13 protein-coding genes are annotated in these 14188 nt (G+C 35.1%); all 13 read right to left on the reverse strand.

Annotated elements, in window-relative coordinates; genetic code table 11:
• Window positions 1–56: 56 nt before the first annotated feature.
• Window positions 57–2084 (reverse strand): chemotaxis protein CheA, encoded by a 2028-nt coding sequence (locus A9178_RS05450; protein WP_068673134.1) that lies wholly within the window; start codon window positions 2082–2084, stop codon window positions 57–59.
• A gap of 211 nt (window positions 2085–2295) precedes the next feature.
• The gene (locus A9178_RS05455; protein ID WP_068673136.1) at window positions 2296–2754 is read right to left on the reverse strand and encodes a flavodoxin; all 459 of its coding nucleotides are present in this window, start codon (window positions 2752–2754) and stop codon (window positions 2296–2298) included.
• 176 nt (window positions 2755–2930) lie between these two features.
• Complete coding sequence (locus tag A9178_RS05460; RefSeq protein WP_068673138.1) at window positions 2931–3620, reverse strand: YesL family protein; 690 nt, start codon at window positions 3618–3620, stop codon at window positions 2931–2933.
• A gap of 63 nt (window positions 3621–3683) precedes the next feature.
• A complete protein-coding gene (locus A9178_RS05465; RefSeq protein ID WP_068673140.1) occupies window positions 3684–4652 on the reverse strand; it encodes a sugar phosphate isomerase/epimerase family protein in 969 nt (322 codons plus the stop codon).
• A 33-nt stretch (window positions 4653–4685) separates the two neighbouring features.
• On the reverse strand, window positions 4686–5711 hold the full coding sequence (locus A9178_RS05470) for a Gfo/Idh/MocA family protein (RefSeq protein WP_068673142.1): 1026 nt from the start codon (window positions 5709–5711) through the stop codon (window positions 4686–4688).
• 5 nt (window positions 5712–5716) lie between these two features.
• On the reverse strand, window positions 5717–6748 hold the full coding sequence (locus tag A9178_RS05475; RefSeq protein ID WP_068673144.1) for a Gfo/Idh/MocA family protein: 1032 nt from the start codon (window positions 6746–6748) through the stop codon (window positions 5717–5719).
• Between the two features lie 12 nt (window positions 6749–6760).
• Window positions 6761–7477, reverse strand: coding sequence for a ThuA domain-containing protein (locus A9178_RS05480; RefSeq protein WP_068673146.1), 717 nt, complete (start codon window positions 7475–7477; stop codon window positions 6761–6763).
• 63 nt (window positions 7478–7540) lie between these two features.
• Window positions 7541–8560: a LacI family DNA-binding transcriptional regulator gene (locus tag A9178_RS05485; protein ID WP_068673148.1), complete on the reverse strand. Its 1020-nt coding sequence runs from the start codon at window positions 8558–8560 to the stop codon at window positions 7541–7543.
• Between the two features lie 63 nt (window positions 8561–8623).
• A complete protein-coding gene (locus tag A9178_RS05490; protein WP_068673150.1) occupies window positions 8624–9442 on the reverse strand; it encodes a carbohydrate ABC transporter permease in 819 nt (272 codons plus the stop codon).
• The gene (locus A9178_RS05495) at window positions 9442–10302 is read right to left on the reverse strand and encodes a carbohydrate ABC transporter permease (RefSeq protein WP_068673152.1); all 861 of its coding nucleotides are present in this window, start codon (window positions 10300–10302) and stop codon (window positions 9442–9444) included. The genes A9178_RS05490 and A9178_RS05495 overlap by 1 nt, the downstream gene beginning before the upstream one ends.
• Window positions 10303–10390: 88 nt before the next feature.
• Window positions 10391–11698 (reverse strand): ABC transporter substrate-binding protein, encoded by a 1308-nt coding sequence (locus A9178_RS05500; protein ID WP_068673154.1) that lies wholly within the window; start codon window positions 11696–11698, stop codon window positions 10391–10393.
• Between the two features lie 303 nt (window positions 11699–12001).
• Window positions 12002–12751, reverse strand: a complete 750-nt coding sequence (locus tag A9178_RS05505) for an acyl-[acyl-carrier-protein] thioesterase (RefSeq protein ID WP_068673156.1) — start codon at window positions 12749–12751, stop codon at window positions 12002–12004.
• Between the two features lie 89 nt (window positions 12752–12840).
• Window positions 12841–14136 carry an NCS2 family permease gene (locus A9178_RS05510; RefSeq protein ID WP_068673158.1) on the reverse strand — a complete coding sequence of 432 codons (1296 nt, stop codon included), beginning with the start codon at window positions 14134–14136 and terminating at the stop codon, window positions 12841–12843.
• Window positions 14137–14188 lie beyond the last annotated feature (52 nt).

A 14188-nucleotide genomic window follows, 5' to 3' on the forward strand; every position in this document is an offset into this window, starting at 1 on the left:
TGTTCTGTTATTTTATCGCTGGTTATCTGGCTGTAAGATCCCCACTGATTGAAGTCTTACTTTATCAAAGCATTTGGATCGATAATTAACGCCACTTCCCCATCGCCTAAAATGGTTGCTCCTGAAATGGCAAATACATCCTTCAAGTAGGATCCGAGTGATTTTAATACGACTTCCTTTTGACCTATAAAGGAATCCACAATCAGTCCGGTTAACATTTCACCTTTCTTCACAACAACTACAGCATGGTATTTTTCATTTGTTTCTTCTTCAGAAGGAACCTCAAATACTTCTGCTAAAGATACAAGTGGAACAACTTGTCCACGGAAGTCCATCACTTTTCTGCCATGCGCACTTAAAATCTGGTCATCTTCTAATAAAACTGTTTCGATAATGGACGATAGGGGGATTGCATACGTTTCTTGTTTCACTTTTACTAGTAAGGTAGCAATGATAGAAAGGGTTAAAGGTAATTGGATAGAGAAAATACTTCCTTTTCCTTTCTCAGTTTTAATACTAATTTCTCCGCCTAATGCTTCCATCTTGCTTTTTACAACATCTAATCCGACACCACGACCAGAAATATCCGATATTTGATCAGCCGTACTAAATCCTGATGAAAGAATAAAGTTTGCAATTTCATCATCGGATAATAATTCAGCTTCTTCCGCTGATATTAACCCTTTGTCAATTGCTTTTGCTTGTACTCTTTCACGATTAATTCCCGCTCCATCGTCTTCAATTTCAATAAAAACGTGGTTCCCGCTATGGTACGCTCGTAATGTTAAATGTCCTTCTTCGGATTTCCCTGCTTGCTCTCTCACTTCCGGAAGTTCTATACCATGATCAATCGAATTACGGATTAGATGAACTAATGGATCACCAATTTCATCAATAACGGTTCGGTCTAATTCCGTTTCCGCTCCAATTATTTCTAGATTTATTTTCTTGTTCAAGTCTCTAGCAAGCCCACGAATCATCCTTGGAAAACGATTAAATACTTGTTCAATTGGAACCATTCGCATGGACAAGATTAAACTTTGCATTTCTGAAGTTACTCGTCCCAAGTGTTCTACTGTTTCTGTCAGCTCTTGGTTACCAAATTCCTCTGAAATAACTTCTAACCGCCCACGATCAATAATTACTTCTTCAAAGATATTTAATAAATCATCTATTCGTTCGAGATTCACACGAATAGTTTTGGAACCATGATGACTGGCCTCTGATTTATCATCCTTTGTCTTTTTATTACTTTTCATTTCTGCTTTTTTTTCTACCTTATCTATCGTTTCTTTTTCCTTTTGAGGAGAGTTATTATCCACTACAAAACGAACAACCTCAACATTTTTAACCTCTGAAACTTTTAAAATCTGTTCCTGTAGATTTTCAGGAGGTTCACTAGATACATAGATAAATGAGAATGATTCATCAAAGTTCCCATCTTCTATATCCTCAACAGCGGGGCTTGTCTTAATGACATCTCCACTTTTTTCTAAAACATCGAAAACCATATAAGCACGGGCACCTTTTAAAATGCATTCATCTTCTAAAGAAACAGTTAGTTGATATGCGTCGATATCTAGTTCCTTTGCTTGTTGAACTATCTCTAACTGAAACTCGTCTAATTCTAACTTAGCGATAGATTGCGCTTCTAATGTAGCAGCTACTTCTTCTCCTTCATTGTTACCATCACTGTTAATGGACTTTCCATTTTCAATCATATCCAAACGGGCAACTAGTTCTGTTACATCCTTTTTACCATCATTTCCATCGGCTATTGACTCTATCATATCTTCCAAATATTCAATAGCAATGAAAATAACATCGATGACTTCTGTAGTAACTTTTAATTTATAATTTCTTATACCGTCCAACACATTTTCCATTTTATGGGTTAAAGATGCAATATCTTCAAAACCCATGGTAGCAGCCATTCCTTTTAAAGTGTGGGCTGAACGAAAAATTTCATTTACTAAATCAATGTTGTCTGGTTGTTTTTCTAACTCCAAAATATGATCGTTAACTGCTTGTAAATGTTCACGACTTTCATCCAAAAACATATCTAAATACTGATCTGTCTCCATATGTATTTCCTTCCTTTTACTATATGTATATCGTTACTTCACTCTATTCTTAAAGTCCCTTATTCTAATATCGACATGATTTCACATAAATCAAGAAGAATGATATAGTTTTTTACTAGTTCTATTTTACTATATCGGAATGTTTTCTTCATATATAAAGCCAATTTCATATTTATTTCAATAAGTAATAAGTTTATGTTGGTTCGAGGATTTATACTCCTTTACCAACTAGTTGACAAACCTCTTCAGCCAAACGTTGACACTCCATGATTTCCTCCCCTTCAGGATCCATATCTACTTTCACTTTATATGGAATCATCGTTGCACCAACGTCTTCAAATTGCTCATACATTATGTCCACCGCCCCACAGAAGTCATCATAAAATTGATCCCCTGAGCCAAACACACCACACACTTTTCCCCTTAAATCAAGATCAGACACTCCATCATAGAAATCCTCAACTTCAAATGGTAATTCACCGCCTGACCATGTATATAACCCCATTAAAATGCCATCATATTGCAAGATATCTTTCGCTTCTATTCGATCCTCATCAAATACTTTTACATCGATATCTACATTTCTATTTTTAAAGGTATCAATTATAATTCTAGCCATCATTTCCGTGTTTCCACTCACACTAGCATAAAGAACTAGAATATTACTCATTGAATCCCCTCCTTCCTTCTATTTTAGTTGATAATGATTATCAGTATCAAGATATCTCCTGCTCTTTTTTTAACAAATCGATGACTATTTTAAAACAATAAGAAAAAGGAAGCTCTATAGGCTTCCTTAAACTAAATATAGACGTGCTTCATACGTTCTTGTTCATAACGAGTGATTTATTTTTGTTTTGAACTAGATAAGTTCACATACTGACGATAAAAAGCAGAAAATGATAAGAAAGTTATTAATGTCCCTGTAAAAAAAGGAATTAAAAACGATAGTTTATAAATACTTATTACTAAAACAAGAAAATTACTCAACAATATTATCAAAGTTAAAACTGGACTACCAATTGAAATTATCAATGACCTTTTTAAAAGTTCTGCTAAACTCAAGTGGAAATGGGCATTCAAGGAAAATGCATTTACTGTATAGACGTATAGAAGCAATCCTAAAAATCCAATCATAAACATGATTACAACATTTTCCTTACTAAAATAATAAAAATCAAAGCCCCAGATAACCCACACAATAGTTAAGATTATTGCCACTTTCATACTTTTTTTATAATTTTCTTTATAATACTTTATATATGATTGAATGAGTCCTTTTTCTTCTTCATTTACTAACCAGTCACGAACTGTTGAAAACATACTTTGAGTTGCTGGGAAAAATAAAAAAGGTATCAAGATGATAAGTATTGGGAGTAAAATAACGATATCTTCTTCGCTATTTGCATAAAGTATACTCACAAGAATAAAAATAATTGGTAATTGAAAGAGGAGCCAAAGTAAATTTATGACAGAAAAACGCATCACCCACATACTTATAGCGTAGACCCCTCTCATAAACCCAGAATATTTCAAATATAACTCCTCCTTTCTTACCAACCATTTTTAACAAATTCGTATGGATACTTAATTAACGTTTCATGCCCACCACATTTCTGCAGGTGGTTCTTCTATATTTATAGATTTTAAATTTTTAACCGCTTGTTTAAATCCTTCGTCTATTGACATAATTGGATCCTCATGTTCGATACTAATTACATAATCATACCCATATGTTCTTAAGGCACTCACAATGTTAGTCCATTCCTGTAAACTATGGCCATAGCCCACTGAACGAAAAGTCCATGCCCTAGTTTGTACATTAGAATAAGGTTGCATGTCCGTTAAGCCATACATATTTACATTGTCCTGATCGATATACGTGTCCTTTGCATGGAAATGGTGAATGGCATTTGCTTTTCCTAATATTTTTATTGCCCCAACCGGATCAATTCCTTGCCACCATAAATGACTTGGATCAAGATTAGCGCCTATTGCATCATTCGTTGCTTCTCTTAGCTTAAGTAAGGTATATGGTGTATGTACGAGGAAACCTGCATGTAATTCCAATCCTACTTTAACACCATGGTCCTTCGCGAATTGCGCTTGTTCTTTCCAGTAAGGTATTAATCTTTTTTCCCACTGCCAATTTAACACATCAGAATATTCGGTTGGCCATGGCGTAACAGGCCAATTAGGATATTTGGAATCTTCATTTGAACCTGGGACACCAGAGAATGTATTCACTACAGGAACATCCATTAGTTCAGCTAATCTAATTGTTTTTACGAAAGTTTCATGTGATTTGTCTGCATGATTTTTATTAGGTGATACAGGATTATCATGACAACTAAATGCACTAATTGCAAGTCCCCGTGAATGAATTTTATCTAAGTATTCCTTTCGTTTATCCTCACTAGCTAAAAGTGCATCAAGATCACAAAAATCATTACCTGGATTTCCACCTGTACCTATTTCTACCGCATTTAGTCCTGAACTTTTTACATGATCAAGCATTTCCTCAAAAGTCTTCCCTGCAAATAGAACTGTAAACACACCTAATTTCATATATATCCTCCTTTAGTAATCTCTAAATTAAAATTAGAACCGTACACTCTTACCAGACTGGCTACTTTCATAGATTGCATCAATTATTTTTGTTACTCTTAGTGATTCTTCTGGTTTTACAATTAAGTCTGTTTCACCAAGACAGCTTTCCACAAAATTTTTAGCTTGCAAGAAACCGGACTTATCCTCCTCTATACTTGCGGTTGTTGTCATAAAGGCCCCATATTTTGGCGTATATAATTCATAAGGGAATACGCTTATTCCTGCTTCAGATCCCGAGATACTTAAATGTGTAGTATCTTCTTTAATATTTGCCGCCCAAGAACATTCAAACAACATCGTACTTCCGTTTGTAAAGGTTACATATGCGGATACGTGATCATCTACATCAAAAGATTCATGGTCAAAAGTACCCCAATCGTTGATTTGATTCGGTGTCTTACTAAGACGGTTATATGTTTTTCCAATTACCTCAACTGGTTCTGTTTCTCCCAATAGCCATAAGGACAAATCAATCAAATGACAACCAAAATCAATTAAACTGCCTCCACCTTGTAGATCTTTGTTTGTAAAAACACCCCAACCCGGTACTTTTCTTCTTCTTAATGCCTGTACCCTTGTAACAAGAGGATCACCAATTTCATGTATAGCTTGTTTGGCGAGTTGTCCCTCCGGCATAAATCGGTAATGATATCCAATTCCTAGTAATCTTTTAGATTTTTTTGCCGCTTCAATCATTTTCTCGCACTCTGATGTATTCAATCCCATTGGTTTTTCACATAAAACATGGCACCCAGCCTCTAATGCCGCGATAGTTATTTCCGCGTGAAATTTATTTGGAGTACAAATTGTAACGGCATCAACTTCTTTGAATAGATCACGGTAATCGTGATAGACATTTGGAATATCGTATTCCCTCGCTATTTTATGTGCTCGTTCTATATTTACATCTTGAACGGCAACTATATTTACTTTATCTTTTAATAAAAGGTAGGCGGGAATATGCCGCGAAACAGCGATTCCCCCCGCACCAATTATTCCCATTTTTAATTTATTCATCTCATTCACTTCTCTAATTTATAAATAGTTTTTGTATCCACTGATTCTATTGCAGCTAGAATAATATCTAATGACTTCATTCCTTCTTCTCCATCAATTAATGGTTCCTTATCCTCTACGATGGAATCAATAAAATGATCAATTACGTGTGACTTAGATTGGCCTCCATCTTCATTAGATTGAATTCCATCAAGCTCATACCTAACAATATCCCCGTTCTTATACTGTACTATTAATGAATAAGTTGGATCATCTTCTAAACGTAAGATAGCATTTTCTGCAAAAATTACAGTGGAATTGTCTTCCGCTGCTGTATAGGCCCAACTTGCAGCAAGTGTTCCAATAATTCCAGTATCCGTTTTTAAGATAAATACAGCATTATCATCAACATCAGCTTTTTCTTTGGCACTAGTCTCAACAAACGCACCGACTTCACTAATCTCATCATTTAGTAAATAACGAATAAGATCAGCCTTGTGAACACCTAAATCCCCCATAGCACCGATAAATGCCTGTTCTTTCTTGAAGAACCAACTATCTGTTCCTTCTGCACTCCAAGTTTCAGGTCCAGCATGTCCAAAAGTAGTACGGAAGCTATAAATTTTCCCTATTTCACCACTATCAATAATTGCTTTTGCCTTTTGATGAGAAGATACAAAACGTTGATTATGTCCAATCATTAGTTTTTTACTATTTCTTCGTGCTGCTTCAATCATTTCTTCTGCTTCAGTTCGAGATGTTGCCATTGGCTTCTCACATAAGACATGACACCCTGAGTCTAGTGCCTTGATTGAAACCGGAGCATGTAAATAGTTTGGTAAGCATACACTTACTGCATCTACTTCTTCTAATTCTAGTAATTGTTCATAATTTGTATACGGCTTTGCATTATACTTTTTCGCAACTTCTTTAACTCTCTCTTCAACTATGTCACAAACAGCAACAATTTCTACATTAGGATTATCATCGTACTCAGGTAAATGTCGATTTTGTGCAATACTTCCAGTTCCTATAACAGCAATACGTACTTTTTCCATTTCCCCATCCCCCTATTTATCAAAGTTTTCTAATGGTTTATGATTTCCATAAGTATGTTTTGTTGTATTGTTATTATTAACCCATCTCACACCATTTTTTATAACCTTTCTAATATCTTCATTATGATACGTTGGATAGGTCTCATGTCCAGGTCTAAAATAAAAAATCTTTCCTCTTCCCCGTTTAAAGGTTGCTCCACTTCGGAATACTTCTCCACCCTCAAACCAGCTTATAAAAATTAATTCATCCGGTGTAGGAATATCGAAATGCTCTCCGTACATTTCTTCTTTTTCAAGTTCGATATATTGCCCAATTCCCTCTGTAATCGGATGAGTAGGATCGACAACCCATAGACGTTCTTTTTCATCTGCTTCACGCCACTTTAAGTCGCAGCCCGTACCCATTAATTTCTTAAATACTTTAGAAAAATGCCCAGAGTGTAAAACAACTAACCCCATTCCATCTAAGACACGTTGTTTCACTTTTTCAGCTATATCATCTCTTACTTCTTCATGTGCTTTGTGCCCCCACCATACAAGAACATCCGTTTCTTGTAGCAGTTCATCTGTCAAACCATGTTCCGGTTCGTCAAGTGTTGCGGTTTTTACGGTTATTCCTTCCTCACGTAAAAATGTCGCTAATGTTTCATGGATTCCTGCTGGATAAACCTCTTTTACAGCGGGATTTTCTTTTTCATGTCTGTATTCATTCCAAACAACTACATTCATTTTATAATCTCCTCTCTTCACTTTAGGCAAACGTTTGCATTTATATTTAAAAAATAATGGATGTTACTTTAATACAGATTCTCTTTCCACAATGACAGCTGGTATGATCACACTTTTTCTGAACATATCTGGTTTTTTTATCAATTCAATCAGGCCTTTTGCCGCCTCAAATCCCAATTGATAGGTTTGAATATCTATCGATGTTAAAGGTGGAGTGGATAATTCAGAAATAATCGTATTATTAAATGTAATAATGCTTATTTCATCTGGTATTTTTATTTTTTTATTACGTAATGCCTTCATAACCATTAATGTATGAAGATCAGCCGAAACAATGATAGCCGTTGGTCTTTCCTTTGATTCTAGTAAGGCATCGATATTCTTCCTAGCAATTTCATCCACTTCCAAAGGATATGTTAGATAATATTTACCGGGAATTTTTAATCCATGTTTTTTTATCGCGATATCAAATCCGCCTATTCTATCTTGCACAACCTGATAATCCGGATCATCGCCAATAAAACAAATTTGCTTATGTCCCTGGTTGATTAAATACTCTGTTGCATCAATCCCTGCTTGAACATTATCGTTGTCCACATACATTATTCGATTTTGTTCTTTTGTTGGCTTTCCTATAACAACAAATGGAATTCCCGATTCAAGTAAATAAGGAACAACTGGATCGTCTTTTTTGGAATAGATAACGATAATTCCATCTACTCGCTTTCCCATTACCAACTTTTTTACTTCATCAAAGATAGACTTTTCGGAATTACCTGTCGTAAGTAAGATACTATATTCTTTTTCGTTACATTCCGCGCTAATCCCCCTCAGCAATTCCGGAAAGAAAGGATTATCCAAGGTTTGACTTGCGGAATGTTTCATCACAATACCAATCGTTTGTGTTGACTTCTGAACTAATACACGTGCATTTAAATTAGTATGATAGCCCATTTCCTCCATCACTTTTCGTACCCTTTTTTTCGTCTTCTCGCTAATTTTATTACTATCGGAAATTACCCGAGATACAGTGGATGGAGATACATTAGCCTGCTTTGCTACATCTTTTATTGTAACTGACATTTTCTCATTCCTTCGTTAATAACTATCCATCAAAAAATACTAACTTATACGTTTGCATAGGGGTTATTTAACCGCGCCGTCAGTAACTCCTTTAATAATCTGCTTTTGCGCGAAGAAATAAACAATAATGATTGGTATAATGGCTAACGTTAATCCAGCAAGCGCTAGATGCCACTGTTTTGTATATTGTCCGAAGAAAAAGAACATATTTAGTGGAATCGTTGCATTTTCGGCACTAAGTACAAGGGATGGAAGTAAATAATCATTCCAAATCCAGATAATATTCAGGATCATAACAGTTACGGAAATTGGCTTTAACATCGGAAAAATAATCTTCCAAAATATTTGCCACCTATTTGCTCCATCAATTGTTGCTGCTTCATCCAAGGAGGCAGGGATACTTGACATTGCCCCATGATACAAAAAGATAGAAAGGCTGCATCCAAACCCTAAGTACATAAAAATAAGACCACCGGGATTAAGCATATCCACCTTTCCAAAAAGAGAGATAAGTGGAATCATGACAGATTGGAATGGTATTAACATTGCAGCGACGAAAACCATAAATAAGGCATTACTTATCTTACTTTTATTTCGTGCCAATGCATATCCAGCCATAGAAGAAAATAGAATAATTATCGTTACACTGACTACAGATATTAATAAAGAATTCATAAATGCATTTACAAAATCCAAGTCAATAAACGCTTGCTTAAAGTTTACAAATGTCCATTCCTCAGGTATACCTAATACATTAGAAAATATACCTTTTTTTGTTTTAAAGGAATTCACAACCATTAAATAAAACGGAGATAACCATAATAAAGCTAGAAGCGTACCAATTACACCGATAATTAATTTATTTCTCTTTTTCTGCTTCATTATAAATCAACCTCTCGTTTCTTATTGTAATAAACCTGTGTTAATGCAACTACTGCGACAAGAATGAAGAATATAACAGCCTTTGCCTGTGCATATGCCATATCATACTCCTTAAATGCCGAGTTATAAATATTCATAGCTACCATTTCAGTAGATCTAAATGGCCCACCATTTGTTAATGCAAGGTTTTGGTCATAAAGTTTAAATGCATTAGATAATGTTAAGAACAAACTAATAGTGAATGCCGGAGCTACTAGTGGAAATTTAACATTCCAGAAACGTTTAAAGCTATTTGCTCCATCCATTTCAGCAGCTTCTAATAATTCTTCTGGAACACTTTCTAAATATGCGATATAGATAATCATAATGTATCCTGCATATTGCCAAACATTTAGGATGACCATTCCCCAGAAACCAGTTTCAGAAGTAGATAACCATCCACTTAATGCTTCAATTCCTAACGCGCTACCAACTGCATCAAATGCACTAATGAAGATAAATTGCCAAATAAATCCTAAAATTAATCCACCGATTAAATTAGGCATGAAAAATACTGTTCTTAAGATACTACTCGATTTTAACTTTTGTGTAACGAGTAAGGCTAAGCCTAATCCAATGATATTTACTAAAATAATAGATGCTACAGCAAATTTAATCGTAAACCAAATGGAACTTATGAATGCTTCATCCTGTAATAATTCCGCATAATTTGCAAGTCCTAAAAACTCCGTCGCTTTTAAACCATTCCAATCAGAGAAGGAATAGAAAAATCCATAAATAAATGGCACAAAGACAACGAGTGCTAATGAAATTAACGTTGGTGTAATAAAAAGCCAAAATGATACACTTCTATTTTTCATTTAAAACAACTCCATTCGAAAATAAAAACTTGGATAGAAGGCAACCAACAAAAATGAAATTCTTATTTTGTTGGTTGCACATACTGCATTATTTTCTATCTTTTTCCCACGCTTCTTTGGCTTGCTCTAATACACCTTCCCAATCCATATCACCACTTAGATAACGTTGGAAGTTAACCCCAATAACATCCTCATTCCAACCAACCGGTGTTCCAAGGAATGTCCAACCAATCGTATTTCCTTGTTCGGCATAGCTATATACAGATTTTGATAGAGGGTCGGCAATTTGCTCAGTATCATAACCTTCGTAGGCAGGAATAAACTTAAATTCATTCAACACAATTTCTTTACCTTCGTCAGATGTATACATCCAATCTAAGAAATCTTTTGCAGCTTGTACCTCTTCGTCACTACTTTCTTTATTTACAACCCAATATTGCGGTACACCAACAGGTAAATGACCTTCAAGACCTTCCACTGGCATAGGAATCATACCAATATTACTTTCAGCAAATTCCTTATCCATCTGTTCAATTGTAGGATATACCCAGTTTCCTTGTTGAATGATTGCAACTTTTCCTAAGGAGAATAGTTGCTCTACTTGTTGTGAATAATCTAAACTTAAAACAGGTTGAACAGAATACTTACTTTGTAAATCAAGCATTCTCTTCATTTGATCGCCGTAATCGAAATTGATTGTTTCCGCCTCATATGCCTTTGTGACATCATTATCAAATTCTGGTGCAATGTACGTATTTGCTAAATGGTTACCCATTACCCATAATTCTTTTGCAGGGAATGCAAATACTGCATCAATTCCTAAATCATCTTTTTTACTATCCAATGTTTTAATAGCGCTTTCAAGAGCGTCGAATGTTGTTAATTCATCTGGATTAATTCCTGCTTTTTCAAAAACTTCCTTGTTATAAATTAAACCATAACCTTCTTGGGCATAAGGAAGACCAAGAATTTTGTCTCCTTCTTTCACACCATTAAGTGTTCCTTCTAAAGCTGCTTCTGCTGCTGCAGTATCTGATAAATCTGCTAAATAATCATGATATTCTTCTACTTCTGTTGGTCCACCAACATTGAATATGTCCGGTTCATTTCCAGATGAAAATTGTGATTTCACCGCGGATGCATAACTATTTCCTCCGCCAACTGTTTGAACATTGATTTCAACATCAGGATTTACTTCTTCATATTTTGCTATAAGACTTTCAAACTGATCTTTGAACTCTACCTTATACTGAAAAACATCTAGTGTGACTTTACCTGAATCCCCTTTACCTTCTGATGCATTTTCATCATCAGAAGAACTACAACCCGCAATAATAACTACTACTGATAAAGCAACTATCAAAAATAGTTTGGATAAAAACTTTCTTTCTCCCATTTTTCTCACTCCTTATTTTTTATTTCCCCTCACTTTGATAACGGTTTCAAAATCCTACTAAAATAATTTTATAGAATCTCTTTTTCTAGTAATCATTTAAACTACTCTTGTTCATCAAAAGTTGGGGAAAACTTTTGCATAATCATATTAACATAAACTATATATGTAAGACAAGGGTGTTTAATTAATTTATATAGCACTGCATAATGCAACTTTTTCCAACACCGCTACTAGAGTGCAAACGTTTTATTATTATGTTAATAAAAAAAGACCAAAATCCAGTTTTGGCCTCATTATCTAAAATTATGATTTTTCCACTTTTAACATCGCTTTAAACACAACCCGATTTTCCTTCTCGTTAATACCTCCCACATAAACCTGATTACCACGTAATATTACATCTTTCTTTAACACAATACTTTCACCAGGCAAAGCTTCATGCATAAAATCTACTTCAATCGACGTTACATCGTATTTTTTATGATTATTTATATCAAAACAGTCCATAATATAATCAATGTATTTAGAATTATTCAAATGCCCGTTAAAATCAACGTCACTATAACCTATTCTTTTCGTATAGACCGTTTCCGCTTGTTCAATATGCTTTAATCTTCTAAATGTATCCTTTATCGCCCTATCTACTATAGGAGTTGGAAATGTAAATGGAACGGATGTTGACCTTTTTAATTTTCTATCCTTTAAGTCTATTATTACCCAAGACGAAATGGCTCTTATGATACTTTTCCCATCTTTATCTCGAACAATATAATCACGATCAAAGTTTAATTTGCCCGGTTCTAAAGGCCATGTTTCTATCGTTATTTCCTCGCCCCACACGGGTAAACGTTCCACGTCCACACGAATTTTCGTTAAAACCCAAGCAAGACCATTTCCTTTTTGTAACGTATCAATACCTAGTCCCAAGCTAGATGCAGCTAGACTTGCAATTTCTTGAAAATAACTAAATAACGCGCTTAATTTTAACTCTTTTTTAAAATCAACATCACGTAAATCAATATGATACTTACTCGTAAATAAAGATTCAGACATTCTAGGTTCTCCTTATACAAAATTGTATATATATTTTATCATAAATTACAGTATGAAATAATAAAGACACTCTTAAGGAGTGTCTTTATTCAAGCAATAAAAATAAAATATAAAATAAATAACAAACAGAGTACATACATAATCGGATGGATATCTTTAAACCGTTTTTGGGCAATCAACGCCAATGGATAGAGAACAAAACCAAACGCTAGTCCCATCGCAACACTTGAAGTAAGGGGCATCATAATGATTGTCATAAAGGATGGTATAACGACTTCTAATTTGCTCCAATTAACATTCTTAATCTCCATCGCCATTAACGCTCCAACAATGATTAGCGCTGGCGCCGTTACCTCTGTTGTTATGACAGACAGAATTGGAGAAAAGAATAGAGCAACCGCAAAACATAACGCAATAATTACAGAAGTGAATCCAGTTCTTCCACCAACTGCTATTCCAGCTGATGACTCCACACTTGTTGCCGGTGTAGATGTACCTAATACCGCACCTATCGCCCCTGCAGAAGAATCAGCTAACAATGCTCTTCCAATACGAGGGATTTCATTATTTTTCATAATCCTCGCTTGGCTCGTTAAGGCAATTAATGCACCTGCCGTGTCAAAAAATGCCACAAATAAAAAGGTGAAAATAACCGCTAGTACATCTGGTGTCAAAATTTCAGGTAAGTTCGAAAACACTACACCAAACGTTGGCTCGAGACTAGGGATAGACCCGATAACGGAAGATGGCATCTTTACTAAACCAATGATTATACCAATGATTGTCGTAATGACCATCCCATAAAAAATAGCCCCATTAATTCCCCGAACAATCATAATGATCGTAATAATTAAGCCAAAAACAGCAAGTGCTGTCGTCGGGGAAGTTAAATTCCCAATCGTAACAAAGGTATCTGGATTCGCTACAACCATTCCAGCATTTTTCAATCCTATAAACGCTATGAAAAATCCAATCCCTGCGGCTATAGCATGCTTTAAATCTTCAGGAATCGCATTAATAATTTTTTCCCGGATTTTCATTAAACTTAAAATCATAAAAATAATTCCTGCTATAAATACACCCGTTAAAGCAACTGGCCACTCTATTCCCATCCCAATACAAACAGAAAATGTAAAGAAGGAATTCAACCCCATACTCGGTGCAATTGCAATGGGATAGTTGGCAAGCAACCCGATAAGTAAGGTCCCGATAATGGCAGTTAGAGCAGTTGCAGTAAATACAGCGCCCCTATCCATACCTGCTTGACTAAGAATGAGCGGATTTACAACTAAAATATACGCGACTGAGAGAAAAGTCGTTATTCCTGCTAATGTTTCCTGTTTATAGGAAGTATTTCTTTCGGTAAACTGAAAGAAGTTTTTCATGATGATGTTCTCCTATTCTGGTAGATTGACCTTGAATAGCTCATATGTATAA

This window comes from Oceanobacillus sp. Castelsardo, assembly GCF_001659985.1.
GTDB lineage: Bacteria > Bacillota > Bacilli > Bacillales > Amphibacillaceae > Oceanobacillus.